The 25,996-nt window shown below is 70.1% G+C and carries 30 protein-coding genes; 12 read left to right on the top strand and 18 right to left on the bottom strand.

The features are described 5' to 3' along the window. Positions 1-83: 83 nt before the first annotated feature. The 8 genes from Pme01_RS30010 to Pme01_RS29975 all read right to left on the bottom strand — a co-directional run bounded on the left by Pme01_RS30010 (position 84) and on the right by Pme01_RS29975 (position 4,829). A complete protein-coding gene (locus Pme01_RS30010) occupies positions 84-590 on the bottom strand; it encodes an endonuclease V (RefSeq protein WP_240948405.1) in 507 nt (168 codons plus the stop codon). A gap of 55 nt (positions 591-645) precedes the next feature. Next, entirely contained in the window at positions 646-1,371 is a 726-nt protein-coding gene (locus tag Pme01_RS30005) for an XRE family transcriptional regulator (RefSeq protein WP_203935980.1), read from the bottom strand. Positions 1,372-1,854: 483 nt separating this feature from the next. Then, positions 1,855-2,262 carry a VOC family protein gene (locus Pme01_RS30000; protein ID WP_168118215.1) on the bottom strand — a complete coding sequence of 136 codons (408 nt, stop codon included), beginning with the start codon at positions 2,260-2,262 and terminating at the stop codon, positions 1,855-1,857. 83 nt (positions 2,263-2,345) lie between these two features. Beyond that, positions 2,346-2,552 (bottom strand): hypothetical protein, encoded by a 207-nt coding sequence (locus Pme01_RS29995; protein ID WP_168118214.1) that lies wholly within the window; start codon positions 2,550-2,552, stop codon positions 2,346-2,348. Positions 2,553-2,586: 34 nt separating this feature from the next. Further along, positions 2,587-2,997 carry an arsenate reductase ArsC gene (locus tag Pme01_RS29990; RefSeq protein WP_168118213.1) on the bottom strand — a complete coding sequence of 137 codons (411 nt, stop codon included), beginning with the start codon at positions 2,995-2,997 and terminating at the stop codon, positions 2,587-2,589. 11 nt (positions 2,998-3,008) lie between these two features. Further along, entirely contained in the window at positions 3,009-4,076 is a 1,068-nt protein-coding gene (gene arsB / locus Pme01_RS29985) for an ACR3 family arsenite efflux transporter (protein ID WP_168118212.1), read from the bottom strand. Further along, entirely contained in the window at positions 4,073-4,381 is a 309-nt protein-coding gene (locus Pme01_RS29980; protein ID WP_168118211.1) for an ArsR/SmtB family transcription factor, read from the bottom strand. Before Pme01_RS29980 ends, arsB begins: the two co-directional genes overlap by 4 nt. A gap of 91 nt (positions 4,382-4,472) precedes the next feature. After that, positions 4,473-4,829 (bottom strand): ArsR/SmtB family transcription factor, encoded by a 357-nt coding sequence (locus Pme01_RS29975; RefSeq protein WP_168118210.1) that lies wholly within the window; start codon positions 4,827-4,829, stop codon positions 4,473-4,475. A 240-nt stretch (positions 4,830-5,069) separates the two neighbouring features. Here Pme01_RS29975 and Pme01_RS29970 point away from each other — a divergent pair, with 240 nt between their 5' ends. Genes Pme01_RS29970 through Pme01_RS29960 form a run of 3 tightly spaced genes read left to right on the top strand, consistent with a single transcriptional unit; the run spans position 5,070 to position 8,477 of the window. Next, the gene (locus Pme01_RS29970) at positions 5,070-6,581 is read left to right on the top strand and encodes an NAD(P)-binding domain-containing protein (RefSeq protein ID WP_168118209.1); all 1,512 of its coding nucleotides are present in this window, start codon (positions 5,070-5,072) and stop codon (positions 6,579-6,581) included. Positions 6,582-6,595: 14 nt separating this feature from the next. Then, positions 6,596-7,822 (top strand): MFS transporter, encoded by a 1,227-nt coding sequence (locus Pme01_RS29965; protein ID WP_239088546.1) that lies wholly within the window; start codon positions 6,596-6,598, stop codon positions 7,820-7,822. Between the two features lie 25 nt (positions 7,823-7,847). Next, positions 7,848-8,477, top strand: a complete 630-nt coding sequence (locus Pme01_RS29960) for a class I SAM-dependent methyltransferase (protein ID WP_239088545.1) — start codon at positions 7,848-7,850, stop codon at positions 8,475-8,477. Here Pme01_RS29960 and Pme01_RS29955 read toward each other — a convergent pair. Both Pme01_RS29955 and Pme01_RS29950 read right to left on the bottom strand, forming a co-directional pair. Further along, complete coding sequence (locus Pme01_RS29955) at positions 8,461-9,678, bottom strand: MFS transporter (protein WP_168118207.1); 1,218 nt, start codon at positions 9,676-9,678, stop codon at positions 8,461-8,463. The genes Pme01_RS29960 and Pme01_RS29955 overlap by 17 nt on opposite strands. Before the next feature lie 322 nt (positions 9,679-10,000). Beyond that, positions 10,001-10,510, bottom strand: a complete 510-nt coding sequence (locus tag Pme01_RS29950; RefSeq protein ID WP_168118206.1) for a DinB family protein — start codon at positions 10,508-10,510, stop codon at positions 10,001-10,003. Between the two features lie 318 nt (positions 10,511-10,828). Here Pme01_RS29950 and Pme01_RS29945 point away from each other — a divergent pair, with 318 nt between their 5' ends. Then, entirely contained in the window at positions 10,829-11,329 is a 501-nt protein-coding gene (locus Pme01_RS29945) for a hypothetical protein (protein ID WP_203935977.1), read from the top strand. 119 nt (positions 11,330-11,448) lie between these two features. After that, on the top strand, positions 11,449-11,769 hold the full coding sequence (locus Pme01_RS29940; RefSeq protein WP_168118204.1) for a hypothetical protein: 321 nt from the start codon (positions 11,449-11,451) through the stop codon (positions 11,767-11,769). 42 nt (positions 11,770-11,811) lie between these two features. On the opposite strand, the gene Pme01_RS29935 is transcribed toward Pme01_RS29940, so the two are convergent. Both Pme01_RS29935 and Pme01_RS29930 read right to left on the bottom strand, forming a co-directional pair. After that, a complete protein-coding gene (locus Pme01_RS29935; RefSeq protein ID WP_168118203.1) occupies positions 11,812-13,401 on the bottom strand; it encodes an ABC transporter permease in 1,590 nt (529 codons plus the stop codon). A 2-nt stretch (positions 13,402-13,403) separates the two neighbouring features. Beyond that, positions 13,404-14,294: an ABC transporter ATP-binding protein gene (locus tag Pme01_RS29930; RefSeq protein ID WP_168118202.1), complete on the bottom strand. Its 891-nt coding sequence runs from the start codon at positions 14,292-14,294 to the stop codon at positions 13,404-13,406. 87 nt (positions 14,295-14,381) lie between these two features. Here Pme01_RS29930 and Pme01_RS29925 point away from each other — a divergent pair, with 87 nt between their 5' ends. Beyond that, complete coding sequence (locus Pme01_RS29925) at positions 14,382-14,891, top strand: GbsR/MarR family transcriptional regulator (protein ID WP_168118201.1); 510 nt, start codon at positions 14,382-14,384, stop codon at positions 14,889-14,891. A 39-nt stretch (positions 14,892-14,930) separates the two neighbouring features. Here the strand turns inward: Pme01_RS29925 and Pme01_RS29920 are convergent, their stop codons facing one another. Beyond that, on the bottom strand, positions 14,931-15,296 hold the full coding sequence (locus Pme01_RS29920; protein ID WP_168118200.1) for a hypothetical protein: 366 nt from the start codon (positions 15,294-15,296) through the stop codon (positions 14,931-14,933). Between the two features lie 28 nt (positions 15,297-15,324). Beyond that, positions 15,325-16,032: a MerR family transcriptional regulator gene (locus Pme01_RS29915; RefSeq protein WP_168118199.1), complete on the bottom strand. Its 708-nt coding sequence runs from the start codon at positions 16,030-16,032 to the stop codon at positions 15,325-15,327. A gap of 113 nt (positions 16,033-16,145) precedes the next feature. On the opposite strand from Pme01_RS29915, the gene Pme01_RS29910 reads away from it, so the two are divergent. From Pme01_RS29910 to Pme01_RS29900, 3 genes are read left to right on the top strand one after another with little or no spacing between them, the layout of a single operon-like run. Further along, a complete protein-coding gene (locus Pme01_RS29910) occupies positions 16,146-17,039 on the top strand; it encodes an ABC transporter ATP-binding protein (protein ID WP_168118198.1) in 894 nt (297 codons plus the stop codon). 8 nt (positions 17,040-17,047) lie between these two features. After that, complete coding sequence (locus Pme01_RS29905) at positions 17,048-17,869, top strand: ABC transporter permease (protein ID WP_168118197.1); 822 nt, start codon at positions 17,048-17,050, stop codon at positions 17,867-17,869. 8 nt (positions 17,870-17,877) lie between these two features. After that, positions 17,878-20,157 carry an ATP-binding cassette domain-containing protein gene (locus tag Pme01_RS29900; protein WP_168118196.1) on the top strand — a complete coding sequence of 760 codons (2,280 nt, stop codon included), beginning with the start codon at positions 17,878-17,880 and terminating at the stop codon, positions 20,155-20,157. A gap of 25 nt (positions 20,158-20,182) precedes the next feature. On the opposite strand, the gene Pme01_RS29895 is transcribed toward Pme01_RS29900, so the two are convergent. Continuing rightward, entirely contained in the window at positions 20,183-20,575 is a 393-nt protein-coding gene (locus tag Pme01_RS29895; RefSeq protein ID WP_168118195.1) for a PPOX class F420-dependent oxidoreductase, read from the bottom strand. Between the two features lie 91 nt (positions 20,576-20,666). Here Pme01_RS29895 and Pme01_RS29890 point away from each other — a divergent pair, with 91 nt between their 5' ends. Both Pme01_RS29890 and Pme01_RS29885 read left to right on the top strand, forming a co-directional pair. Next, the gene (locus Pme01_RS29890) at positions 20,667-21,122 is read left to right on the top strand and encodes a nitroreductase family deazaflavin-dependent oxidoreductase (protein WP_239088544.1); all 456 of its coding nucleotides are present in this window, start codon (positions 20,667-20,669) and stop codon (positions 21,120-21,122) included. An 87-nt stretch (positions 21,123-21,209) separates the two neighbouring features. Further along, complete coding sequence (locus Pme01_RS29885) at positions 21,210-21,782, top strand: hypothetical protein (RefSeq protein WP_168118194.1); 573 nt, start codon at positions 21,210-21,212, stop codon at positions 21,780-21,782. 36 nt (positions 21,783-21,818) lie between these two features. Here Pme01_RS29885 and Pme01_RS29880 read toward each other — a convergent pair whose 3' ends face one another. Further along, positions 21,819-23,042 carry an MFS transporter gene (locus Pme01_RS29880; RefSeq protein WP_168118193.1) on the bottom strand — a complete coding sequence of 408 codons (1,224 nt, stop codon included), beginning with the start codon at positions 23,040-23,042 and terminating at the stop codon, positions 21,819-21,821. 256 nt (positions 23,043-23,298) lie between these two features. Between Pme01_RS29880 and Pme01_RS29875 the strand changes: the two genes are divergently transcribed. Then, positions 23,299-24,669, top strand: a complete 1,371-nt coding sequence (locus Pme01_RS29875; RefSeq protein ID WP_168118192.1) for a beta-1,3-glucanase family protein — start codon at positions 23,299-23,301, stop codon at positions 24,667-24,669. A gap of 142 nt (positions 24,670-24,811) precedes the next feature. Here the strand turns inward: Pme01_RS29875 and Pme01_RS29870 are convergent, their stop codons facing one another. Continuing rightward, on the bottom strand, positions 24,812-25,306 hold the full coding sequence (locus Pme01_RS29870) for a DUF892 family protein (protein ID WP_168118191.1): 495 nt from the start codon (positions 25,304-25,306) through the stop codon (positions 24,812-24,814). 99 nt (positions 25,307-25,405) lie between these two features. Beyond that, positions 25,406-25,996: ClpB D2-like domain containing protein (locus Pme01_RS29865; protein WP_168118190.1), on the bottom strand; the 591-nt coding region annotated here is incomplete at its 5' end.

The raw sequence follows: 25,996 nt of genomic DNA, 5'->3' as shown, positions 1-25,996 counted from the left end.
GCGTTCCGCGCGCAGCGCGCAGGGAATCCCCGTCCTTCAGGGCGGGGAGAACGTCAAGCCTGACGCTTTCCGGCACGCGGTGGCTACGGTACGGCGTTGGCGCGGGCCAGCGCGTCGACGCGGCGCAGCGCGTCCGGCAGCCGGTACGGCCCGGCCATGCCGGCCACCAGCGCGGCCGCGCGGTCGACCGGGACCCCGGCCGCGGTGACGTACAGCGGCCTCGTGGCGGCGCCGCGGTGGACCGGGATCGCGTGGGTGGCGGTGCGGAAGGCGGTCTTGGCGACCCCGATCACCGGCGTACCGGTCTCCGCGTGGAGGTGAGCGCCGAGCCCCGGCCGGCCGTGCGGGTCCAGGTCGACGTAGCCGTCGATCACGACGAGGTCGAGGTCACCGGTGGCGGCGAGGACCGCCCGTACCGGCGGCAGTTCCCGGGCGAAGAACGCTCCCGGCTGGTAGGCCGCCGCCTCCGGCAGCCAGCGCACCCGCTCCTCGACGATGGTGGAGAACCGGGCCGAGTCGGCGAGCACGAGCGCGGCCCGGGCGCCACCGGAGGGCGGATAGTGAACGTCCACCGCTGCAAACCTGGACATGATCGTCATAGCTTGCCAGGATCGTCACAACTTCCGGAAGCGGCGGCTCACCGGATCATTCCGGTTCTGGCCGGCGGTTGTACCGCTCCAGCGTGGCGCGGTCAGTGGAGCCCTCCTGGAAGATCAGCTCCCAGGGGCCGGTGTTGACGTCCATCTCCTTGCCGAAGCCCACCCACTTGCCAACCATGCGCCGCCCCGTGGGCTCTGCGAGCATCTGGATCGCGCCGTGATACCGGGCGCCACGGTAGTAACTTTCCGGCGACGTCTGCTCGACCCAGGTGCCCGTGACGACGTTGCCGTCGACGGTCAGGTCCATCGTGAGCGGCGAATCCGACGACCCCGGCAAGCTGCGGACAGTCAGCCGGTCCCCGTGCTGGATGACCGTGACGTAGTGCAGCCCGACGAAGGTGCCGTCGCGACCACTGGAGAAGTACTCGTACCTACTCAGCCAGACGCCCGAATGGTTACCGCGCTGTGCCGGCCGGGGCTGGCCGGTTCTGCTCGTCGCGGCGATACCCGTGGGCAAGTTATCGACGTCGTGGCCGCCGTGGTTGTCGCCGGACACGCGCGCCTGCGGTACCGGGAACGTGAAACCGAGCGCCTCGATGGGCAGGCCGGTGACAGACTCCAGCGCCCGCGCGTACACCGGCCGGGGTGTGGCGATCGTGCCGGATTCCCACCGCTGCACGAGCCGCTTGTTCGCGTCGTTGGGGTGCCCAGCGCGGCTTCCGGCGTCGCGGATGGCTCGGGCGAAGTCGTCCTGGCTCATCAGCAGTCCCATGCGGACCGCTCGCAACGTTCCATTTGGCACGGTCACGCGCTCAGGGTATCGCCAATGACGCCGGAATGTCGTCCTGTACGACGCCGATCGGACGCCGCCGATGTCGTCGCGGACAGCGGTACTCCCGCGTCATCGTGAGCCCACGGGCGCGGCGATCGGATGTTCCCCTCTGACCTGACCGCCACGCCCTCTCGCGACGATGGAGGCGGTCGGTGGATCGGATGGCAGCGCATCAGGTGCTCGTCGAGCATCTGTCGGTGCGGCGCTGGTTCGGCTTGCGATTGATCTGCTCGCGCTGCGGCAGTCGGTACCCGTGCGCGGCGCGTGGCCGCCCTCGACGAACTCGTCGGCCAGGTGCCCCGCCTGTGGTGGGAGCAATGACGACGCGTAGGGCGCGCACGGTGGGTGTATGCGTGCGACGCCCAGACCGCCCGGCGGGGAGTGTCTCTGCCGGGGCGCGTCAGTGAGAAGTCAGCGCCTGTCTCACGGCTGGGTGATGTTGACCATCCAGTAGATGCCGAACCGGTCCACGCACGCGCCGAACTCGTCGCCCCACATCTGCTTCTCCAACGGGACCGACACGGTGCCGCCGTCCGACAGCTTGTCCCAGTACCCGTGCAGTTCGGCGGCGGCGTCGCCACTCAGGCTGACCGAGATGTTGTTACCGGGGTTGTACTCCATTCCGGGTGGGGTGTCGGAGGCCATGAGCGTGAACCCGTTGTCGGTCTCGAGCATGCCGTGCATGATCTTGTCCGCGATCCCGGCGTCCGCCCCGCCGAACTCGCCGAACGTGTTCAGCGTCAGGGTGCCGCCGAAGACACTGTGGTAGAGCTCCATGGCTTGCCGTGCGTTGCCGTCGAAGCTGATGTACGGATTGAGACGAGACGCCACAGGTTGCTCCTTGGTCGTGACACTGAGTCGTACCCGCACACTAACGGCGGTGCGCCAACATGGCGGCGTTTTCGTGAGCGCCGCTACCGCCGTGCGACCGCATGGGCCCCGGTGCGGGGCCGGGTGCTCATGTCGGAGCGGAACCGGCGAAGTGCCCGCCGAATCAGCGGTGCGCCGACCGCCGTGGGCAGCAGCCAGTACGTGAGGTGTGGCAGTCGGTCCCACACCGGCAGTTGGGGGCCGTTGTCGACGTAGAAACCGGTCAGCAGGGCGGCATAGGAGCCGCCCATGCCGATCGCGTGGGTGCGTACCCAGCCGGGTCGCTCACGCCCGACCGCGGACGAGGTCGTTGACGAGTGCCTGTACGCGGTCGCGGATCTCGTCGCGGATTCCGCGTACGGCCGCGATGCCCTGGCCGGCCGGATCGTCGAGCTTCCAGTCCTCGTACCGCTTGCCGGGAAAGACAGGGCAGACGTCGCCGCAGCCCATGGTGATGACGACGTCGGAAGCCTGTGCGGTGGCGTACTCGAGCTTCTTGGGCTGCTCGGCGGTGATGTCGACGCCGACCTCGCGCATGGCCTCCACGGCGACCGGGTTGATCCGGTCGGCGGGCGCGGAGCCGGCCGAGCGGACCTCGACGGCGTCGCCGGCGAGGTGGCGTAGCCAGCCGGCGGCCATCTGGGAGCGGCCGGCGTTGTGCACGCACACGAACAGGACGCTGGGCTTGTCGGCCACGGCGATCTCTCCTAAGAACGGAAGCGGCGGCGCAGCGCGAGGCTGACGTAGACCAGCGCGACCAGCACCGGTACCTCGATGAGCGGCCCGACCACCCCGGCGAGGGCCTGGCCGCTGGTGACGCCGAAGGTGCCGATCGCCACGGCGATGGCGAGTTCGAAATTGTTGCCGGCCGCGGTGAACGCGACGGTGGTCGTCCGCTCGTAGCCCAGGCCGATGGACCTGCCGAGGGCGTACGAGCCGGCCCACATGATGGCGAAGTAGGCCAGCAGTGGCAGCGCGATGCGGGCGACGTCGAGAGGCCGGTTGGTGATGGCGTCGCCTTGCAGGGCGAACAGGATGACGATGGTGAACAGCAGCCCGTACAGGGCCGCCGGTCCGATCCTGGGTAGGAAGCGCTGCTCGTACCAGACACGGCCGTTGGTCTTCTCGCCGAGGCGGCGGGTCAGGTAGCCGGCCAGCAGCGGGATGCCGAGGAAGATGAGGACGTTGCGGGCGATGTCCCAGCCGGAGACGTCGAGCTTCGCGCCGGACAGGTGCAGCCAGCCGGGCAGTACGGACAGGTAGAACCAGCCGAGCAGCCCGAACGCCAGAACCTGGAAGACCGAGTTGAGGGCGACCAGCACGGCGGCGGCTTCGCGGTCGCCGCAGGCAAGGTCGTTCCAGATGATCACCATGGCGATGCAGCGGGCCAGACCGACGATGATCAGGCCGGTGCGGTAGGCGGGCTGGTCGGGCAGGAAGATCCAGGCCAGGGCGAACATCAGCGCCGGGCCGAGCACCCAGTTGAGCAGTAGCGACGAGATGAGCAGCCGCCGGTCGGCGGTGACGGTGTCGAGGCGGTCGTAGCGGACCTTGGCCAGGACCGGATACATCATCACCAGCAGCCCGAGCGCGATCGGCAGCGAGACCCCCCCGACCTTGACGCTGTCGAGAGCGCTGTCCAGGCCGGGGATGAGACGGCCGAGCAGCAGGCCGGCGGCCATCGCGAGGCCGATCCACAGGGGCAGGAACCGATCCAGGCGGGAGAGTTTGCCGACCACCGCGGTCGGTGCGGCGGTGGTCTGGTCGGTGGTCACGGGCACTCCCGGCGGGCGTCGGCGTTGGTGCGGGCGCGCTGCGCCAGCTCGGCGAGCTGGCCGGCGACGGTCTCGACTGCGTCGGGCAACAGGCGGTAGTAGGTGAACCGTCCGTGCGGCTCGGCGACGACCAGGCCGGCCCCGCGCAGCGCGCGCAGGTGGTTGGAGATGTTGGGCTGCTTGGCGCCGGTGTCCTCGACCAGGTGGCAGACGCAGGCCGGCCCATCGGCGAGAAGCTCGATGATGCGGAGCCGTAGTGGATCGGCCAGCATCCGGATCACATCATGCTCCGCTGATATCAGCACGGACTGATAAGAGCACACGGCTGTGCCTGTCGTCCACTTGTGCGGGCGGTGTCGCGGTGAACAGTCGGTCACGCCTACCGTGCGGCCCGGCTCACGCGGGGGTGGTTATCTCCAGTAGGCCGGACAGCTGTCGTAGCGCTTCCGGCTTGGCGGAGTAGTAGACCCAGGTGGCGCGCCGCTCGCTGTCGACCAGGCCCGCTTCGCGCAGCACCCGCAGGTGGTGAGAGATGGTCGGGCCGGACAGGTCGAACGCGTCGGTCAGGTCGCAGACGCAGATCTCGGTGGTCGAGGCGATCATCGACATGAGCCGCAGGCGGACGGGGTCGCCGAGCGCCTTGAACATGGGCGCCAGTCCGACGGCCTGCTCGTCGGTCATGGGTGACACCGCCAGTGGCGGACAGCACGCCTGCCCAGCGGCCATGACCAGGGACCCTGCCTGCTTCGACATACGTCTAGATTGACAGATCAGCCGCCCGGTTGACAAACGGCTCCAGGTGAGCGGCGGCACACGCTGATTAGATGGCTGTCTAGCTTGACGGCCGCCGAAACAGATGTCACGCTCGAACCCTGATTCGAGATCTGTCAAGACAGGGAGCTTAGCGACGATGGGTCCGTTCCGGCTTGTCGGCCGGCGCTGACCTCCCGTAAAAGTCCGAGCCTTCCGTGCACCTTTCTGGGGGACATCACCATGAGCAGCGAGACCACCACCCCGGCTGGCGGGAGTTGCTGCGGCCCCGCCGCCGACGCCCGGCGCGCTACCGCCACCGAAGCGCCGGCAACTGGCGTGTGCTGCGGGTCGGCAGCGACCACCTCCGACACGACCGCGGTCGTAGCAGGCCGGAGCGAGGCCACCGACCCGCCGGTGGTGGTGATCGGCGCCGGCCCGGTCGGCCTGGCCGCCGCCGCGCACCTGACCGAGCGGGGCCTGCCGTTCCTGGTCCTCGAGGATGGCAGTGACGTCGCCGCGTCCGTGCGGCGGTGGGGGCACGTCCGGTTGTTCAGCCCGTGGCGCTACAACATCGACGCCGCCGCCCGGCGGCTGCTGGAGGCCGCCGGCTGGGCCGAGCCCGACCTGGAGGCGCTGCCGACCGGCGGTGAACTGGTGGAGGAGTACCTTCGGCCTCTGGCCAAGCTGTCCGCCCTCGCCCCGCACATCCGCTACGACGCCGGCGTGGTCGCGATCGGCCGGGTCGGCGTGGACCGGGTGCGTACCGCCGGCCGCGAGGCCGCCCCGTTCGTGGTGCGGCTGGCCGACGGCACCGACCTCCACGCCCGCGCCGTGATCGACGCGTCCGGCACCTGCACCACCCCCAACGTCCTCGGCGTCAACGGGCTGGCCGCGCACGGTGAGGCCGATGCCGCCGCGTTGATCGACTACGCCCTGCCCGATGTGCTCGGTGCCGACCGGGACGCCTACGCCGGCAGACACACCGTCGTCGTCGGCTCCGGCCACTCGGCGGCCAACACCCTGCTCGCGCTGGCCGAACTAGCCGACCAGGCTCCCGGCACCCGCATCACCTGGGCGGTGCGTAGCGGCAGCGCCGACCGGGCCTACGGTGGCGGTGACGCAGACCAGCTGGCCGCCCGCGGCGCGCTGGGCACCGGGCTGCGGCTGCTGGTCACCAGCGGCCGCGTCGAGCTGGTCACCGGCTTCGGCGTGCACACTGTCCGCAGCCTCAGCGACGGCCACGGGGAGCTGGTCGACGCCACCGGCCGTACTCTTGTCGCCGACCGAATCGTCGGTGCGACCGGGTTCCGGCCCGACCACAGCATCGCCACCGAGCTTCGCCTCGATCTCGACCCGATCCTCGGCTGCACCCGCGCCCTCGCGCCGCTGATCGACCCCAACGAGCACTCCTGCGGCAGCGTCCGCCCGCACGGCGTCGACGAGCTGACCCAACCCGAACCGGGCTACTTCGCGGTCGGGATGAAGAGCTACGGCCGGGCCCCGACGTTCCTGATGGCCACCGGCTACGAGCAGGTCCGCTCCATCGGCGCGGCCCTCGCCGGCGACTGGGAGGCCGCCCGCGACGTTCAGCTCGAGCTGCCCGAAACAGGCGTCTGCTCCACCACGCTCGGCGCCCGGGCGATGCTCGATGACGCCACGGCCCGCTTCGGCCTCGCCGCCGATGCCCCGGCGCCGGGTGACCGCCCGCAGCTGGTCACCGTCGGCGGCAGTGGTGGGGGTTGCTGCGGCTGATGGCCCTTACCCGGGTGACGCGGCTTCCCGCCGGAGCTGGCCGGTCCGGCGGGAACCGCGTCTTCCGTGGCTGGTGGATCGTCGCCGCCCTGGCCGTCACCCAGACCGTCGGCTACGGCGCGCTGTACTACGCCTTCGCCGTCCTCCTGCAACCGATGGCGCGCGACCTGCACGCGTCGGCCACCGTGGTCACCGGGGCGCTGACCGCCTCGACCCTCGCCGGGGCGGTGATGGCGGTACCGGTCGGGCGGTGGCTGGACAGGCACGGCGGCCGCGGCCTCATGACGACCGGTTCCCTGGCCGCCACCGCGCTGCTGGCCGCCTGGTCGCAGGTACACACCGTGGCGCAGCTGTACGCGGTGCTCGTCGGGGTGGGGCTGACCTCGGCGATGGTGCTCTACGAGCCGGCCTTCGCCGTCGTGGTGGCCTGGTTCGACCCGGGTCGCCGCGCCAACGCCCTGCTCGCGATCACCGTCGTGGCCGGCTTCGCCAGCTCCGTCTTCCTGCCCGTGACCGGGCTGCTGGTGGACCGGTACGGCTGGCGCGAGGCGCTGCTCCTCCTGGCCGTGCTGCACGGTGCGGTGACGGTACCGCTGCACGCGCTCGTCCTGCGCCGCCCGCCCACGGGCCCGGCGCCGTCGCAGGGCCACCCCCTGACATCGGGCAGGGGCCGGGCCGTACGCGACACCCGGTTCTGGATCCTCGCGGTCGGGTTCGTCGCGCACTCGGCCGCGGTCAGCGCGCTCACCGTCCACCTGGTCGCGTACCTGATCTCGCGAGGGCACCCGGCCACCTTCGCCGCCGGAGTGGCCGGGCTGCTCGGCATCCTGTCGGTCACCGGTCGCGTCGTCCTCACCGGGGCGCAGCGGCGGGTCCGGCCCAGTACCGTCGTCGCCGCCATCTTCGCGCTCCAGGCGCTCGCCGCGGCGAGCCTGCCGCTGGCCGCGGCCAGCAGGACCGGTGCGGTGATCGCCGTCGTCGGGTTCGGACTCGGCTTCGGCGCGGCCACCATCGCCCGCCCCACGATGCTAGCCGACCGGTACGGCACCAGCGGTTACGCCACCATCTCCGGTCTGTTGACCGTCCCGGTCACACTGGCCAAGGCCGGCGCGCCCCTCGCGGCTGCCGGGCTGATGTACGCCGCCGGCGGTTACACCCCCGTCTGGGTCGCCGTCGCGGTCTGCTGCGCGGTCGCCGCCGCCGGCATGCTCACCCGAGCCGGCGCGGCCCCACCGCCGTAACGTCAACGTACGAGGAGGTGTCGCGGTGGCCGAGGAAGCGAACGCTCGCAACCGCCTGTTGTGGGACCGGGCGGCGTCGCACTACGACCGGAACATGCGCCGCGTGGAGCCGTTGCTCTTCGGCCGCGACGGCAGGCGCTGGGTGTGCGCGCAGGCCGCCGGCGACGTCCTCGACGTCGCCATCGGTACCGGGCTGAACCTGCCGCACTACCCGTCCGGAGTCCGCCTGACCGGGGTGGACCTGAGCCCGGCGATGCTCGCCGCCGCCGCGAAGCGGGCCGCCGACCTCGGCCTGACGGTGGCGCTGTCGCAGGCCGACGCCGAGCACCTGCCGTTCGACGATGCGTCGTTCGACACCGTGGTGTGCACGCTGTCGTTGTGCAGCGTGGCCGACGACCGGGCGACGATCGCCGAGATGCGCCGGGTGCTGCGCCCGGGAGGGCAGCTGCTGCTCCTGGACCACGTGGCCGCCAGCAACCGGGTCCTGCTGGCGCTGCAACGGCTGTGGGAGAAGGTCACCCTGCGGTACGTCGGCGACTACCAGACGCGGCGCCCGCTGCCCCTGGTCGAGCGGGCCGGCTTCGTCGTGCAGGACAGCCACCGGTCGCGCGCCGGCACGGTGGAACGCCTCCGCGCGGTCAAGCCCCCGGCCTGACCGTCAACGCTCGCGGAGGTGGCGCCAACAGCAGAAACCCGGCCAGCACGGCGGCGACGGTACCGGACAGGAGCAGCGGCGCGTGGCCGTCGGCGTGCCAGGCGAGGCCGGACCACACCCCGGCGACGAGTACGCCGAGCCCGCTCATCGACTGGTAGACGCCCTGCGCCCGGGACTGGTAGTCGGCGTCGACCAGGCGCGAGATCCAGGCCTTGCCGACCCCGTCGGTACAGGCGGCGAAGAGTCCGTACGCGGCGAGCAGCGCCCAGGCGGCCGCGTGGTTGTCGACCATGCCGAGGCCGAGGTAACCGACCGCGAAGAAGACCAGGCCCAGGCCGAACACCCGCGGCGGGCGCCACCGATCGGCGAACAGCCCGGCCGGGTAGCTCGCGATGGCGTAGACGACGTTATAGGTGACGTACGCGAGGATCAGCGCGGTCACCGAGAACCCGATCTCGTGCAGGCGCAGCAGCAGGAGCGCGTCGGGGAAGTTCGCCAGGCTGAAGATCCCGAGGACGGCCATCACCCGCCAGAACCGGCCGGGCAGTCGGCCGGCGCCCCGCAGGGTCGGGCGGACCCGTTGTGCCGGGAGCGGGCGGGGCCGCTCCCGTACCGCGGCGACCAGCAGCACGCTGAGCACCGCCGGCACGACGGCGACGATCAGCAACGGCCGGATGCGATGGTTCAGCAGCTCGTACCCGGCCAGCCCGAGCAGCGGGCCGACGACCGCGCCGAGGGTATCCGCGGTGCGGTGCAGGCCGAAGGCGCGGCCACGGGCGGCCGGTGGGACGCCGTCGACGAGCAGCGCGTCGCGGGGTGCGCCGCGTACGCCCTTGCCGAGCCGGTCGACCACCCGGCCGGCCAGTACCACCGGCCACGCGACGGCGACGGCGATGAGGACCTTGCCGGCGGCGGCCAGCCCGTACCCGGCTGCGATCAGCGGACGGCGGCGGTACCGGTCACCCAGGCTGCCGGCGGCCAGCTTGGTCAGTGCCGACCCGCCCTCGGCCAGCCCCTCCACAAGCCCGACCACAGCGACCGGCGCGCCGAGCGCGACGGTGAGGAAGATCGGCAGGATCGGGTAGAGCAGTTCGCTCGCCGCGTCCTGGAGGAACGACACCCCGGACAGCACCAGCAGGTTGCGGCTCAGCCAGCCGCCGGCGCCCCTGCCCGGCTCGACCCGCGCCTCCGTGTCTGCCACGGCCACCAGCTTGTCAGTACCGGAAGGTCCGTCAATCGGCACCACTGTGGCGTGCGGCCGGAACCGTTCGGTGACCCGCCGTGCGCCGTCGCGTCACGGGTCATGACGCTCACCTGCATGCGGGGACGCTCGGGTTCGCGTGCTTTGCTCTGCTCCCGGATAGGCATCGCGCGTAGCGCCGCTACCCGTGTTGCCGGCCCGGGAGCAGAGCAAAGTGGGTAGCGCGGCACGGTGTGGATCGGGCGGCGCGGTGATGTGACTCGCGGTGATGTCATTCATCGCGCGTTCCCGAAGATGGAGCGGTATCCAGCAGGAGCGGGGATCAGCCGTCGAAGCCGACCGCGCCGTCGGTCTGCTCGCGCAGGATGTCGGCGTGACCGGCGTGCCGGGCGGTCTCCTCGATCATGTGGACGTAGATCCAGCGCAGCGAGACCTGTCCCATCCGGCGGTGCGGCACCCGGTCGTCCAGCCCAAACCGGGCCGCTGTCCGGCGGGACTCCTCGCACGCCCGCTCGTAGTCGGCCAGCAGGTCGGCAACCGTCTCGTCCGCGGCCACGCTCCAGTCGTCACCGGACGGGAGGGGTGGCTGCTGCGCCAGCGTGGTCTGGAACCACTCCCGCTCGACCGCGGCGAGGTGCTTCGCAATTCCGGCCAGTGTGGTCGGCGACGGTACGAGCCGTTGGCGCGCCTGCTCGTCGTCCACACCGGACAGTTTGCGCGTGACCACGGTGCGGTACAGGTCGAGGAACGTCTCCAGCAGCTCGCGCTCGCCGCCGGTGCTGACCAGCTCGTCCGGGGCCAGCGGCGGATCCGCGTGCTCAGGCTCAGGCATGCTGTCTCACCGCATGGGTGGCGAGGCCGTCGACCAACCGGCGGATGAAGCGGTCCAGCGTCCGACGGTACAGCCAGCCGGTTCCGGAATCGATGTGTTGCCGTGCCACGTCAGTCTCCCGTCGGATACCACGTCGTCGGGAAAGTTACACACCGAACGGAGCCGCCGACAACGGTCGTACAGTCATAGCGATTCATCAATCTCATGGGCGACCAGCGTTCTTCCGGAGCGGATCGCTTCGTCACAGACCGACCGCCGTCGCACGTCAACGGGGAGGCTCTGCCCGGTCAGCCGGTGCACTTCAGACTCCGTACGGCAGTGCAACAGGAGTGCACCGCGACGACGGATCCGAGGGGCACCGCAGCCTGCACGGTCACCGTCAACCAACCACCCGCCCCGTCGGTACCGCTCGTCGTGAGCTTCGACGGCAACCGCGACGTGTTGGGCTCCAAGGTCACCGCGACGTTGAAGCTGCAGACGCCGACGACGCTCACCTACACCGGGCCGCACGCCGTGGCCAACGGCGAATCGGTCGCACTGTCGGCGGTGTTGAAGGACTTCGCGGGTGGGGCGGTGGCCGGCCGTACCGTCGACCTGTCTATCGGATCCGGGGTCACCCGGCAGGGTTGCACCGCGACGACCGCTCAGGACGGTGCCGCACGGTGCGTCGTTCCCGACGTGCGTCAGCCGCTGAACGGCGCGGCGACCGGGTCGACCACCCTGACCGTGACGGTCGGTGGGGTACCGATCGTCGTGCCCACCGCGCCGAACTCGGTCGTGGCGCTGCCCGGTGGAACCACGCTGATCGTGAACGAGTAGCGCGCGGTCGCCGGCGCCGACTACGGGTTGGCCGTCACGGCGGCCCACCTCGTGGCGGCCGGCGGCGTCGGCGACATCGTCGTCGCGAGCACGACCGGTGCGGTCCACAATTGTGCGTGATGAGTACCGAGGCGGCGGATCGTGACGCGTACGTGGACGCGTTCCTGCGGTTGGCGCGGGACGCGGTAGCCGGCGACCTCGCCACGTGGGACGGTGCCCTGGAAACGCTTGAGGTGGATTACGAGACGGCCGGCGGCGCCCACGCCGTCGCGTTGGTCCGCTTCCGCGGCCGGAGCTACCGCTATCGCCGGCGGATCTGGCCGCCCGATCACCCGGCCGCGCTGAAGGCCGCGATCTACGCCACCGCGCTTCTTGAAGACCTGCTGACCAGGCCGCCGACGGCCGCCTCAGACCCCGGCACGGCGGTCACGACGATCTGAGGCACGGAGGCGTCCCCTGTACCGCGGGGACCCCTCCGGCTCTCAGCCGAGGTCGCGGCTGCGGAAGCCGGCCAGACCGGCGACTATCAGCGCGACCGTGATCGCGGTCAGCGCCAGCAGCGGCGTGGCCGTGACCGCGGCGCCGGGCAACTTCGGTACGTGCGCGAACGGCGAGGCGTCCACCAGCCACCGGCTGAGCCCGAGCATCGCGCCCACCTCGAACAGCAGCAGACAGGCGCCGAGCCCGGCCCAGGTCAGTCCCGCCGCCAGCCGGGGCGCCAGGCCGAACAGGGCCGCGCCGAGCCCGGCGAGCACCCAGGCCGCCGGCAGTTGCACCAGCGCGGCGGCCAGCAGCCGCGGCGTCTGGCCGCCGACGTCGTGGATCTGGAGCCCGTACCCCAGGCCACCGGCGGAACCCGCGACGGCCAGCAGCACGGTGGTGCCCAGCAGCGCGACCACCAGATGGCTCGCCGCCCACCGGATCCGCCCGACCGGCGTGGCGAGCAGCGGCTCCACCCGCCCGCCGGCCTCCTCGGCGCGCAGCCGCAGGGTGGCCTGCACCGTGTACACCGCCGCGACCAGGCCGACAATGCCGAACACCGCGGCCAGGTACGCGTCGACCAGCGCCTTGCGGCCACCGCCCAGGCGAGCCATCAGGTCGGTGATCTGCGGGTTGGCGCCGATCGCGTCGCCGATGGCGCCCGCGGCGCCGCCGAGGACCGCACCGGACAGTGCCATGCCGATCAGCCAGCCGATCAGGAGGCCACGGTGCAGCCGCCAGGCCAGCGCGAGCGGGCTGCGCAGCCCGGGGGAGGCCTGCGCCGGTCCGTGCCGCTGCGGCAGCAGGCCGGCGCCCAGGTCGCGGCGGCCGACCAGGGTGTACGCCACCACGGTGAGCACCGCGACTCCGGCCACGGCCACGCCGAGCGGCCACCACCGTTCGCCGGCGAAGGCCCGTACCCGCATCGCCCAGCCGATCGGGGACAGCCAGGTCAGCCAGGTCGGACCGGTGTCTCCGACGGCGCGCAGCAGGTACGCCGCGCCGAGTACGGCGGAGGCGATCGCGACGGCCGACCGGGCGCTGTCGGTGAGCTGCGCCGCCGCGGCCGCGACGGCCGCGAATACCAGGCCGACGAGGCCGACCGCGACGCCGAACGCCACCGAGCCGGTGACCGGCAGTCCGGTGCCGACGAGCCCCAGCGCGACGAGTACCGCGCAGGCGAGGTTGGCGAGGCCGGTGACCAGCAGCGCCGCGGTGAGCGGGGCGTACCGGCCGACCACGCCGGCCCGTACCAGCTCCAGCCGGCCGGTCTCCTCCTCGGCACGGGTGTGCCGTACGACGGTGAGCAGGCTCATCAGCGCTGCGAGGACGAACTCCGTCATGCCGATCTTCCAGGCGGTGAGGCCACCGAGGGTCGGGGCGAACAGCGGCCCGTTCAGCGCGACCAGCGACGGGTTGGTGATGACCCCGGCGACCTGCTGGATGGTGTGTTCGTCGGGGTAGAGCTTCTTGTACTGGGCCGCGGTCGCGGCCGGCGTGAGGCCGATGACGAGCACCCACGCCGGGAGCCGGACCCGGTCGAGGCGCAGCGCCAGTCGCGCCAGTGCTCCGGTACCCGTGAATGAGGTCATGATCAGACCAGCTCTTCGGAGTAGTGGCGCAGGAACAGCTCCTCCAGGGTCGGGGGCTGGCTGGTCAGCGAGCGCACCCCGAACGTCGTGAGGTGCCGCAGCACGGCGTCGAGGCGCTCGTTGTCGACGGTGAACCGCACCCGGCTGTCCTCGGCGACGAGGTCGTGGACGCCGGCCAGCCCGGCCAGTCCGGTCGGCGGCTGCGCCAGGTCGGCCGCGATCGCGGTACGGGTGAGGTGTCGCAGTTCGGACAGCGTGCCGGTGTCGACGGTACGGCCGGCCCGGATGATGCTGACCCGGTCGCAGAGCGCCTCGACCTCGGCCAGGATGTGGCTGGACAGCAGCACGGTGCGCCCGTTGTCGCGCTCCTCGGCGATGCACTCCCGGAAGACCGCCTCCATCAGCGGGTCCAGGCCGGAGGTCGGCTCGTCGAGGATGAGCAGTTCGACGTCGGAGGCCAGCGCCGCGACCAGGGCGACCTTCTGCCGGTTGCCCTTGGAGTAGGTGCGGCCCTTCTTGGTCGGGTCGAGGTCGAAACGCTCCAGCAGGCTGGCCCGCCGCTTCTGGTCGAGCCCGCCGCGCAGCCGGCCGAGCAGGTCGATGACCTCGCCGCCGGACAGGTTGGGCCACAGTGTCACGTCGCCCGGCACGTACGCGAGCCGGCGGTGCAGCTCGGCGGTGTCGCGCCACGGATCGCCGTCGAGGAGCCGGGCCGTACCGGCGTCGGCGCGCAGCAGCCCCAGGAGTACCCGGATCGTGGTGGACTTCCCGGCGCCGTTCGGCCCCAGGAAGCCGTGCACCTCGCCGGTGCGGACGGTCAGCTCGAGACCGTCCAGCGCGCGGGTCCGGCCGAACGACTTGCACAGGCCGGACACCGAGATGGCGTTAGTCATGCTTCGGAAGATACGTTCTATTCACAAATTCGTGAAGACTGGAAATTGTGTAAACTGTGAAAATGCTGGTGGTGAAGGAGGCGAACGATGACCGGGGCACGAACATCGAACGACGACACGACGCGTGACCCGGAGGCCGTCTCGCGCTTCATCGAGCACTTCGCCGAGGAGCTGGTCGACGCCGGCGTGCCCCGCATCGCCTCCCGCATCTTCATCGCCCTGACCGCCACCGACTCGGGCCGCCTGACCGCCGCCGACCTGGCCGAGCACCTGCATGCCAGCCCGGCGGCGATCTCCGGCGGTGTCCGGTACCTGATGCAGGTCAACATGGTGCGCCGGGGACGGGCGCGGGGATCGCGCCGCGACCACTACTGGGTCGACGACGACGTCTGGTACCAGACGATCATGCAGCGCGACCAGCTGGTGGGGCGCTGGGTCACCAACATGCGCGAGGGCGCCGACCTGCTCGGCCGGCACACCCCGGCCGGCGCTCGCCTCGCCGAGTCGGCCGAGTTCTTCGAGTTCATGCGCAACGAACTGCAGGCCATCCCGGAGCGCTGGGAGAAGTACCGCGCCGAGCACCGCCCGCCGGCGTAGCCGCGGCCAGCCCTCAGGGGATAACGACAGGGATCGATCTCAGCGGGCCGTCACCTTCCGCAGAACATCCAGCATCCCGTGCAGATGCGCCACGGCCTGCTCGATGTCGGTGTACTTGTACTGGCCCGCGCGTGATTCCGCGGACAGCACGGCGCACCGGTGGACCTTGTCGAAGTCGCCGTACGGGAACTTGTAGTGCGCCTTGCGGTCCGGTGGCTGCTCGTCGTCGACGCCCAGATGCCACTTCGCGTACGCGCCGAACCCGTGCGTGGCGATGAAGTCGTTCTCCTGCTTGGTGGAGGGCTGGTGCTCGCTCCACGCGTCACGGTCGTCGAGTACGTACCGCCCGCTCTCGATCACCTGTCGGGCGTGCTGGAACCCGCGTTCGTTCAACCTGACCGCCATGCGTCGTCGCTACCCGCTCCGGTGGTGTTCATGCCGGATCGTCGTTCGTGACGTAGTGGTGCAGGTGACTGGAGGCTTCGAGCATGGCGGTCGCCCGCCGGGTCAGCCCCGCGAGGCGTTCCGCGATGGCCGCGCGAAGCGCCTCGCTGCTGCCGGTGCGGCGGAGGCCGTCGAGGATGAGCTGGATCCGGGGCAGGGGATAGTGGCCCTGGCGGAGCATCTTGATCATCCGGGCGTCCCGGACGTCGGCCGGGTTGAAGCGGCGGTACCCGGTCCCGGGCTCGCGCGCAGGCGTCAGCAGGCCCGCGGCCTCCCAGACCCGGATGGCGGAGGTGCGCACGCCGAGGTGGGCGGCGACCTCTCCGATCCGCAGGTCGGAGCGCGGCAGTGCCGCGGTGTCGGGGCTCTGCTCCGCGACCGCCTCGAGCGCTTCCCCGGCGGCCTGGAGCGAGAGTCGCTGTTCGTGCAGCGCGGCGTGGCCGGCGTCCACGAGCGTGAGCGCTGCGGGCAGGTCACCGGCGTGCACGGCCTGCATGATCGCTTGAGCGGCGTACAGCCCGTACCCCCGCGCCAGCGACCGGTACGTGAGCAGCGCCCGGCGGTGCCGGTCGTCGAACGTGCGGTAACCCGACTCGGTCCGTGGCGTCGGGGGCAGGATCCCCGCGTCCGCGTAGTTGCGGACCTGTTGGGTCGAGATGCCCGCCGCTCGGGCCAGGTCGATCGGGCGAAGCCGCACCGGTTGTCACTCCTTCCACCGTTGGGTTGAAGGTTAGCGGCCCACATTCGGTGTGTAGCCGGCTGGACGGCGGAAAAAGTCTCAAAAGGAGGTTCAATGAGACACTTGAAGGCATGACTGTTGCAGAAAACGAGCAGGTCATTACGGCACATGGCCTGCGGATGCGTTACGGCCCGGTGGATGTGCTGCACGGCGTCGACCTCCGGGTGCACCGGGGCGAGGTGGTGGCGCTGCTCGGGCCGAACGGGGCGGGCAAGACGACCACCCTCGAGATCCTGGAGGGTTTCCGGAAGTGCTCCGCCGGCGAGGTACGCGTACTGGGTGTCGACCCGGACCACGGTGACGAGGCGTGGCGCGCCCGGCTCGGCATCGTGCTGCAAGCCTGGCGCGATCACGGCAAGTGGCGGGTACGCGAACTGCTGGCCCACCTCGGCCGGTACTACGCCCCGTACCGCAGACCGTTCGACCCGGACGAGTTGCTCACCCTGGTCGGATTGGCCGGGCAGGCGAACGCGGGCGTCGGCAAGCTTTCCGGCGGGCAGCGGCGCCGGCTGGACGTGGCCATCGGCCTCGTCGGCCGGCCGGAACTGCTGTTCCTGGACGAACCGACCGTCGGCTTCGACCCCGAGGCCCGGCAGGCCTTCCACGACCTGGTGCGCCGACTGTCCGAGTTGGACGGCACGACGATCCTGCTGACCACGCACGACCTGGACGAGGCGGAGAAGCTCTCCGGCCGGATCCTGATCCTGGTCGGCGGTGAGATCGTGGCCGAGGGCAGCGCGACGGAACTGGCCCGGCGATTCTCCGGCAAGGCCGAGGTCCGGTTCAGCCGCCGCGGCGAGTTCTTCACGGAGTTCGCCCAGGACGCCACCGGGTACGTGCGCGGGCTGTTCGCCCGGTACGGCGACGAGATCGGTGACCTGGAGGTGCGCCGGCCGCGGCTGGAGGACGTGTACCTGGCCATGGTGCGCGAAGCCGAATCGAGGCCGGCGGGGGTGGCCGCATGACACGCCACATGACGTACCGTACGGCCGCCGTCGCTGCGGGGCTGGAACGCGGCTGGATCGAGTTCCGGCAGACGATGACCAGCGTGGGGGACGTCCTGGGCTGGGTGTGGCCCTCGATCATCGCGCTGATCGTGATGTACGCGCTGAGCGACAGCACGGTCCCGGGTACGAGCTTTTCCCTCGGTTCACAGGCGATCCCGGGCATCCTCGGGATGAACGTCGTCCTCGTCGCCCTGATGGGGCTGGCCTCGGCGCTGACCATGGAGCGGCGCGACGGCACGCTGCTGCGGGCGAAGGCGACCCCGAACGGCGTGCTCGGGTACCTGACCGGCAAGGTGATCAGCCAGGCCGGCATGGCCGTCGCGATTCTGGTACTCGTACTGATCCCGGCGGCGTTCCTGTTCGACGGCCTGGACCTGTACAGCGTGTCGTCCTGGCTGACGCTGGTGTGGGTGCTGGCGCTCGGCCTGGCCGCGACCCTGCCGATCGGCGCCGTCCTCGGTTCGCTGCTGAACGGTACGCAGAGCCTCGGCTTCGTCATGCTGCTGTTCACCGGCCTGGTGGCGATCTCCGGGGTGTTCTACCCGATCACCGCGCTCCCGGAGTGGTTGCAGTGGATCGGCCAGGCCTTCCCGATCTACTGGCTCGGGCTGGGGATGCGCGCGGCGCTGCTGCCCGACGTGATGGCGGGCGCGGAGATCGGTGGGTCGTGGCGACACCTCGAGACGACCGCCGTACTCGGCGCGTGGGCGGTCATCGGGTTCGCGGTGGCGCCCGTCGTGCTGCGCCGGATGGCGCGGCGCGAGTCCGGTTCGAAGGTTGCCAGGTAGGAGGCAGGATGCACGACGAGTCGGATCACACCGCCGCGGACAGCCACGACGTCATCCAGGTCCGTGGCGCCCGGGAGAACAACCTGACCGGCGTCTCCCTCGACATCCCCAAGCGACGGCTGACCGTGTTCACCGGGGTCTCCGGCTCCGGCAAGTCTTCACTCGTCTTCGACACGATCGCCGCCGAGTCGCAGCGGCTGATCAACGAGACGTACACGGCGTTTCTCCAGAACTTCATGCCGAGCCTTGCCCGCCCGGACGTCGACTCGCTGCGCAACCTGAGCGCGGCGATCATCGTCGACCAGGAGCGGATGGGGGCCAACGCCCGCTCCACCGTGGGCACCGCCACCGACGCCCACACCATGCTGCGGATCATCTTCAGCCGCATCGGTACCCCGTACGTCGGCCCTCCCTTCGCGTTCAGCTTCAACCGGGCCGAGGGCGCGTGTCCGCGCTGTGAGGGGCTCGGCAAGGTCTCCGAGATCGACGTCGACCAGCTGGTCGACCGGGAGCTGTCGCTGAACGAGGGGGCGATCACGGTACCCGGATTCGGGGTCGACACCTGGAACTGGCGGATGGCGGCGCGTTCCGGCCTCTTCGACCCCGACCGCAAGCTGAAGGACTACACCCCTGCCAAGTGGGAGGACTTCCTCCACAAGCCGCCCACCAAAGTCAAGATCGACTCGCTCAATCTCACGTACGAGGGTCTGGTCACCAAGGTCCGCAAGCAGTACCTGGCCAAGGACCGGGAGTCGATGCAAACCCAGGCGCGCGCGTTCGCCGAGCGGGCGGTCGCGCTGACCCGCTGCCCCGACTGCGGGGGTACCCGGCTGAACGAGGCCGCCCGGTCGGCGACGATCGACTGCCGCACCATCGCGCAGTGCTCGGCCATGCAGATCAGCGATCTGGCCGAGTTCGTCCGGGGCATCCGGAACCCGTCCGTCGCGCCGCTGCTGGAGGCGCTCGGCGAGACGCTGGACTCGATGGTCGAGATCGGCCTCGGGTACCTGAGCCTCGACCGGGAGTCGTCCACACTGTCCGGTGGTGAGTCTCAGCGCGTGAAGATGGTCCGGCATCTCGGTTCCAGCCTGACCGACGTCACGTACGTCTTCGACGAGCCCACGGTCGGGCTGCACCCGCACGACGTCCAGCGCATGAACGACCTGCTGCTTCGGCTGCGGGACAAGGGCAACACCGTACTCGTCGTGGAGCACGAACCGGAGACGATCGAGATCGCCGACCACGTGGTCGATCTCGGCCCCGGTGCCGGTACCGCGGGCGGCCGGATCTGTTACACCGGCGACCTGGCCGGACTGCGAAAGTCCGACACCCTGACCGGTCGCTACCTCGACCACCGGGTGGGTCTGCGGTCCCGCCCGCGCCAGCCGAGCGGCCAGATCCCGATCAGGGGCGCCAAGCAGCACAACCTCAAGGACGTGAGCGTCGACGTCCCGCTCGGCGTCCTCTGCGTCGTCACCGGGGTCGCCGGGTCCGGCAAGAGTTCGCTAATCCACGGCTCGATCGCCGGGCGCGACGGTGTGGTCGTCGCCGACCAGTCGCCGATCCGGGGCTCCCGTCGGAGCAACCCGGCCACGTACACGGGGCTGCTCGACCCGATCCGGACGGCGTTCGCCAAGGCCAACGGCGTGAAGCCCGGCCTGTTCAGTGCCAACTCCACCGGCGCCTGTCCCGCCTGCAAGGGGATCGGCCTGATCTACACCGACCTGGCCATGATGGCCGAGGTGGCGTCGGTGTGTGAGGAGTGCAAGGGGGAGCGGTTCACCCCGGAGGTGCTGTCGTACCGGCTGGGCGGCAAGAACATCAGCGAGGTCCTCGGGATGTCCGTGACCGAGGCGCGCGAGTTCTTCACCACCGGCCAGCCCCGTACGATCCTCGACCGCCTCGCCGCGGTGGGCCTCGGCTACCTCGGCCTCGGCCAGCCTCTCACCACCCTGTCCGGCGGTGAACGGCAGCGGGTCAAGCTCGCCATCAACATGGCGAAGAACGGGACCATCTACGTACTGGACGAGCCGACCACCGGCCTGCACCTCGCCGACGTGGACCAACTGCTCGGCCTGCTCGACCGCCTCGTGGAGGACGGCAACACGGTCATCGTCATCGAGCACAACCAGGCGGTGATGGCCCACGCGGACTGGATCATCGACCTGGGCCCGGGCGCCGGCCACGACGGCGGGCAGGTCGTCTTCGCTGGTACACCGGCCGAGCTGGTCGGCGCCGGTACGTCGTTGACCGCCAAGCACCTGCGCGAGTACGTCAGCCGGCCATGAGCACTTCGCAGCGGTTGTCCGCGGGCTAGCCGGTGAAGCTGATCTTCTGAGCCTCGATCGTCAGGACCAGCCGCGTCTGGTCCCGGCCTCCGAACCACGGGTACGGCCCGCCGAGGTACCGCTGGGAGAGCTTCTCGATGTGGTCCCGCGCGCCGTCGGCGGTGACGCTCAGGACGCGTCCCCGGACCGCGTAGTACCGGCTGGGGTTGTCGGGGTCGGAGACGGTCACGGCCACCCGGGGGTCGCGCTCGATGTTCTTGATCTTTTGAAAGCCCTGGACGCTGTTGATCAGGATGTGCTCGCCGTCGGTGTCGACCCAGGTCTGGGTGAGGTGGGGCGAGCCGTCGGCCATCGAGGTGGCCAGGTAGCAGGTGCTGGGCCGGTGCAGCAGGGCGAGCAGTCCCTCGGGTAGATCCACGTTGCGACGGTACAGCGGCACGTGCGGGGCCGCAGCCCGGGCGGCGATCGTCGGATCGGCGACAGCCGGCGCGCGCGGATGCCGTCAGACTGTGGCGGTGGCCGATCGTTATCTCGCTCCGGGGTGGTTCACCCGCGCCGTCTTCAATCCGGCGGTCGCTTTCCTGACCCGGCACGGAGTGAGCATTCTCGGTTCGCGGGTGCTCGCGGTGCGCGGGCGCACCAGCGGTGCGTGGCGCACGACGCCCGTGAACCTGCTCGAATACGACGGGCGCCGCTACCTCGTGTCTCCGCGTGGTCATGGGCAGTGGGTGCGCAACCTGCGGGCCGCCGGCACCGGAGAGCTCAGGGTCGGCAAGCGGGTCGAGGTGTTCCGCAGCCGGGAACTGACCGACGACGAGAAGGTTCCGGTGCTGCGCGCGTACCTGACGCGGTGGAGGGTCGAGGCGGGCGCGTTCTTCGACGGCGTGCGGCCGGACGCCGGCGATGAGCGGTTCCGCGCGATCGCGCCGAACCATCCCGCATTCGAGGTCCTGTCATCGACATGAATCGCGCCTGCGTGACGATCGGAATTAGCTCGAACGTCAGGGGGATCACTGATGGGGCGTAGCGATCGGCACAGCGACAATGGAAGCATGTCAATCGAAAGCGTGTCGGACGCGCGAGCTGGGGTCACAGTGACGAGCCCGCAGGCACCGACTCGGCGGTGGCCCGCACTGGCCGCCGCCGCCTATATCGGCCTGTTCTGTCTGATCGCTGGAACGGTGGTGTTGTGGAACGTGGCCCACGGCACCTCGTGGAACGACAACGGGGTGGTCATCCTGGCGGTCTGCTTGCGGATGCTCACCGTCGCGCTGGCGTTGGCGTCGGTGCAAGCATGGGGTAGGCGGATCCCGTCGTGGATAGTTCTTGCTGGATTATGGGGCGCCGCAGCCGTTCAGTTGGTGTACCCGGTCGCCGAGACCGTGGTGAAGGGCCTGATCCTGACCGGCGCGATGCACCCCCTTGACAAGGGCATCAGCAATATGAGCCCTGAAGGCTGGTTCAACTTCGGCGCCATGTGGACCATCTGGGGAGTTCCCGGGGTACTGTTCCTGCTCGCCGCGCTGTCTTATCGCGCTCGCACCCCGGTACGAGCGCGGTGGATCCTGCTGGGAGTGATAGGCGGAATCGCGCTACTGGGCGGCCTGGGCATACTTATCGGGTGACCCGCTGGGCCAGTTTCGTCAGCGCGAGCGAACCGCTCAGGTTCCGTCCTCGACCGATGTGTGGTCGGGTGCCGGACGCAGCGCCGAGGCGGTGAGGGCCACGAACAGCGACAGCATGACCGGGATGGCGAGCGCGCCGGGCAGGCCGACGACAGTGCTGGCACTGCCAATGAGGATCGGCCCGGTCAGGAAACCGACGTAGCCGATGCTGACGACACGAGCCAGTGCCCGGCCCGCCATGGCGGGGTTGCGGTTGCCTGCCGTGGTGTACACCTGCGGGGCGATGCACGACATGCCTGCGCCGAGAAAGGCGAAGCCCGCCACGCCCGCGGCCGGATGCCCGACCAGCAGCGCGACTGCTAGTCCCACTGCAGCGAGCACCCCGCAGCCTCGCACCAGCCGGACCGGACCGAGCTTTGCGGCCAGGCGGTCACCGAGCAGTCGCCCGACCATCATCATGATCGAGAAGGCCGCGTAGGCCGCGGCTGCGAAGCCGGCCGTGCTGCGGAGGCTATCGCGAAGGTAGACGGCGCTCCAGTCCGCGGCCGCGCCTTCACCGACGAGGGCGCAGAAGGCAAGTACTCCGAGGAACAGCACACCCGGTGTGGCACCACGTGACCCCGGCGTGCGAGGACTGCGGACGGCACCGGCATCGTCGGTCGCCTCCTCGTCCAGCGCGGCTGCGTCGGGCGGCAGCGCCCACCACCAGGACCACACGGCCAGCACCACCATCGCGGTGCCGACGACGGCGAAGTTGGTGCCGGAATCGACCTCGGCGCGGGCGAACAGGCCGCCGAAGGCCGCCCCCAGGAAGCCGCCGATGCTGTAGATCGCGTGGAACGAGGACATGATCGGACGCCGCCAGGCGCGTTGCACCTCGATAGCGTTGGCGTTCATCGCGATGTTGAGCGTGCCGTGCACTGCACCGAAGACGAACAACGCCGTCGCCAGGACGATGAGGCCGGGCACGTACGCGGTCGGAATGAGTACCAGGCCTTCACCGATCGCCACGGGCACCATGATCGCTCTGCTGCCGAATCTGTCCACCGCTCGACCGATCGCCTGCATGCCGGTGATGGCGCCGGCTGCGAACGCCAGCAGTGCGAGGCTGAGTTGGCCGTCGCTGAGGCTCAAACCGTGTTTGACGGCGGGGATGCGCGCGGTCCAGGTACCGAGTGTGATGCCGAACAACAGAAACAGCAGTGACGTCGCGACACGTGCCCGTATGAGTACCTGGTCGGTACCGGCGATGGGCTTCATGGCTGATCTCCCGATGGGCGAGCGTGCGACCTGGTGCCGACCTGATCGGCGTGCATCCGCATCGGCTGATCCTCACCGGCGGGTGGGCGGGAGGCGACCGAATTCTCCGTCGCCGTCAAGGCGCGTACTCGACGTCTTGACGGTTCGACAAGTTTCGATGAAGCTCTTTGAGAGCGCTCTCTCGCCCACGCCATCCACCACCGGTCCCGCCTCGGTCCGGAGTCTGGTGACGGCCGCTCTCACCCCAGGAGCCGTGATGTCACACCCATTCACACCGCACCGACCCGCGGTCCGGCGCCGCCCGGCCGTGGTGGCGGCCGCCCTCACGGCCCTCGTGGTCGTGCTTCTCGCCGGGTACACCGCAGTCACGACCGGCCGGGCCCAGGCGGCGGCCTGCGGTACCGCGAACGCGGCGCAGGGCCGTCCGATCACCGCCTCCTCGGCGGAGAACTCCGGCACCCCCGCCTCGGCCGCCGTCGACGGCAACACCGGTACCCGCTGGTCCAGCCAGTTCAGCGACCCGCAGTGGCTACAGGTCGACCTCGGGAACTCCGTTGCGATCTGCCAGGTGGTCCTCACCTGGGAGGCGGCCTACGCCAGGTCCTTCCAGCTCCAGGTCTCCACCGACGCGTCGAACTGGACCACCGTGTACAGCACCACATCCGGTACGGGTGGCACGCAGACGATCAGCGTCACCGGTACCGGACGCTACGTACGGATGTACGGCACCGCGCGGGCCACGCAGTACGGGTACTCACTGTGGGAGCTCGCGGTGAACACCGGCACGAGCACCCCGCCCCCGGATACGGGATCGTTCTGGGGCGACACCAGCACCATCCCGGCGGCGCGGAACGTCCTCACGGTCAAGATCCTCAACCGGACCAACGGGCGCTACCCGGACAGCCAGGTCTACTGGAGCTTCAACGGCCAGGTCCACTCGATCGCGGAGCAGCAGTACCTCGACATGCCGGCGAACTCCGCCGGTCGGATGTACTTCTACCTCGGCTCGCCCAACAGCCAGTACTACGACTTCATCGAGTTCACGGTCGGGGCCTCGGTCTTCAACGGCAACACCACGCGGGTCGACGCGTTCGGCCTCAAGCTCGCGATGCGACTGCACGCCCACGACGGGTACGACGCGTCGGTAGGCGAGGACCTCGCCACGTTCTCCGAGGACCGCGCGGTCACGTTCCAGCGGTTCATCGACGCGGTACCGGCCGAGTTCAAGCACCTGGCCCAGATCCAGGCCCCGTACCGGATCCCGGCGCCGGGCAGCAGCAGCGCCTTCCGGTCGGGCGGCCAGTACCAGAACTACTTCACGAGTTACGCCTCGTCGGTCGGGGTCAACGAGTCCACTTCCAACATCTTCGGCTGCGCCGGCTCGATGGCCAACAACCCGAACATGTGCGCCGCGCTGAACCGGCACACCGCTCACCTGCCGGCCGCGCAGCAGCAGACCCCGAGCAATTTCTATCTGGCGCCGCCGGCGAACTACTACGCCAAATTCTGGCACGACCACGCCATCAACCGGCTGGCGTACGGCTTCCCGTACGACGACGTGGCCAACCAGTCCTCGTTCATCTCGCACGGCAACCCGCAGTATCTCCTCGTGGCGGTCGGCTGGTAACGACCATCGCGGCGGTCGTCACCGTTCTCCGGTGGCGGCCGCCGCGGCATTGGGGACCCGGCGCTCGACGTCAAGCTGACCGATGAGCAGGCGGCTCGCCTGGACGCCGCGGGCGCGTGAGCGGCGCCGCCCGACGCGGTTTCTAGGCGGTGGCCATGACCCGCTGGCACATCTCGTGGCTGATCCGTTCGGTCCTGCCGCTGGTATCTTCGATCATGACCAGATTGGTGTGCAGCATCTGGGCGCACCGCGTCTCACCCAGCATCGTCGCCTTGTCGACCAGGCTCTTGTAGCTTCCGACGCCGAAGTGAGCCGCCTTCAGCAAGGCGCCGACCGTGTACAGGTCGACCATCTCGGGGGCGGGGTTCTGGCTCATGAACTGCTGGTACTCGGCCCGCATCCCGTCGAACGCCCGGCACGGGACATCGGCCGGCTGGGTTCCGAGGGACTGGAAGCCCGCGTCCAGGTTGTTCACCATCCGCTGCCCCTGCTCCTGCTCCATCCGAACGGTCTGCTGCAGTGTGGCGTCGCGGACCTGACCGGCGATCTCACCCTTCCACTGGACGCTCTTCTTCTGCGCGTCGTGCATGGCCGACAGTTCGTAGAGGAACAGGTCCTTAGGGTTCTGGACCGGCATGACCGCCTCCTGATCGCCTCGAATGGTGGACCGGCCGCAGGCCCGCCTACCCAGGCCGGTGCACGCTAGTCGTCGGGGCCACGAGTGGCCGTCGCCCGGCTACGACGTGTTCCCGGGTTGCTGGCGCCACTTCGGGACCCGTCGGCCCTGAGGGGCGTGGTCACGGTCGGCTGGTACCGTGTCGAGTTCCAGTCTCGGCTTGTCCGCGCCGCGGAAGGTGAGCCGGGCGGTCTCGATGTCTCTCGGGTCGCCCTCGCAGTCGACGAAGACGATCTGGCCGGGCCGCAGCTCGCCCCACAGGATCCGCTCCGACAGCGAGTCCTCGATCTCGCGCTGGATGGTGCGGCGCAGCGGCCGGGCGCCCAGCACCGGGTCGTAGCCCTTCTTGGCCAGGAAGCGCTTGCAACTGCCGGTCAACTCCAGGCCCATGTCCTTGTTGCGAAGCTGGGTCTCGATTCGGGAGATCATGATGTCGACGACCGACAGGATCTCGTCTTCGCCCAGCGGGTGGAAGACGATGACGTCGTCGATGCGGTTGAGGAACTCCGGGCGGAAGTGCTGCTTCAGCTCCTCGTTGACCTTGATCTTCATCCGCTCGTAGGTGGACTCGACGTCCTCCGACGACTGGAAGCCCATCGAGACGGCCTTGGCGACGTCGCGGGTACCGAGGTTGGTGGTGGCGATGATGAT

It is taken from the genome of Planosporangium mesophilum, assembly GCF_016863255.1.
GTDB lineage: Bacteria > Actinomycetota > Actinomycetes > Mycobacteriales > Micromonosporaceae > Planosporangium > Planosporangium mesophilum.
This window is presented reverse-complemented; position numbering and strand designations above follow the sequence as displayed.

Coding starts and splice junctions, on each gene's coding strand:
- Pme01_RS30010 (WP_240948405.1), bottom strand. CDS start 590: ATGTCCAGGTTTGCAGCGGTGGACGTTCACTATCCGCCCTCCGGTGGC.
- Pme01_RS30005 (WP_203935980.1), bottom strand. CDS start 1,371: ATGGGACTGCTGATGAGCCAGGACGACTTCGCCCGAGCCATCCGCGAC.
- Pme01_RS29995 (WP_168118214.1), bottom strand. CDS start 2,552: ATGGGCGGCTCCTATGCCGCCCTGCTGACCGGTTTCTACGTCGACAAC.
- Pme01_RS29975 (WP_168118210.1), bottom strand. CDS start 4,829: ATGTCGAAGCAGGCAGGGTCCCTGGTCATGGCCGCTGGGCAGGCGTGC.
- Pme01_RS29970 (WP_168118209.1), top strand. CDS start 5,070: ATGAGCAGCGAGACCACCACCCCGGCTGGCGGGAGTTGCTGCGGCCCC.
- Pme01_RS29950 (WP_168118206.1), bottom strand. CDS start 10,510: ATGCCTGAGCCTGAGCACGCGGATCCGCCGCTGGCCCCGGACGAGCTG.
- Pme01_RS29940 (WP_168118204.1), top strand. CDS start 11,449: ATGAGTACCGAGGCGGCGGATCGTGACGCGTACGTGGACGCGTTCCTG.
- Pme01_RS29935 (WP_168118203.1), bottom strand. CDS start 13,401: ATGACCTCATTCACGGGTACCGGAGCACTGGCGCGACTGGCGCTGCGC.
- Pme01_RS29930 (WP_168118202.1), bottom strand. CDS start 14,294: ATGACTAACGCCATCTCGGTGTCCGGCCTGTGCAAGTCGTTCGGCCGG.
- Pme01_RS29925 (WP_168118201.1), top strand. CDS start 14,382: ATGACCGGGGCACGAACATCGAACGACGACACGACGCGTGACCCGGAG.
- Pme01_RS29920 (WP_168118200.1), bottom strand. CDS start 15,296: ATGGCGGTCAGGTTGAACGAACGCGGGTTCCAGCACGCCCGACAGGTG.
- Pme01_RS29910 (WP_168118198.1), top strand. CDS start 16,146: ATGACTGTTGCAGAAAACGAGCAGGTCATTACGGCACATGGCCTGCGG.
- Pme01_RS29905 (WP_168118197.1), top strand. CDS start 17,048: ATGACGTACCGTACGGCCGCCGTCGCTGCGGGGCTGGAACGCGGCTGG.
- Pme01_RS29900 (WP_168118196.1), top strand. CDS start 17,878: ATGCACGACGAGTCGGATCACACCGCCGCGGACAGCCACGACGTCATC.
- Pme01_RS29885 (WP_168118194.1), top strand. CDS start 21,210: ATGTCAATCGAAAGCGTGTCGGACGCGCGAGCTGGGGTCACAGTGACG.
- Pme01_RS29880 (WP_168118193.1), bottom strand. CDS start 23,042: ATGAAGCCCATCGCCGGTACCGACCAGGTACTCATACGGGCACGTGTC.
- Pme01_RS29875 (WP_168118192.1), top strand. CDS start 23,299: ATGTCACACCCATTCACACCGCACCGACCCGCGGTCCGGCGCCGCCCG.
- Pme01_RS29870 (WP_168118191.1), bottom strand. CDS start 25,306: ATGCCGGTCCAGAACCCTAAGGACCTGTTCCTCTACGAACTGTCGGCC.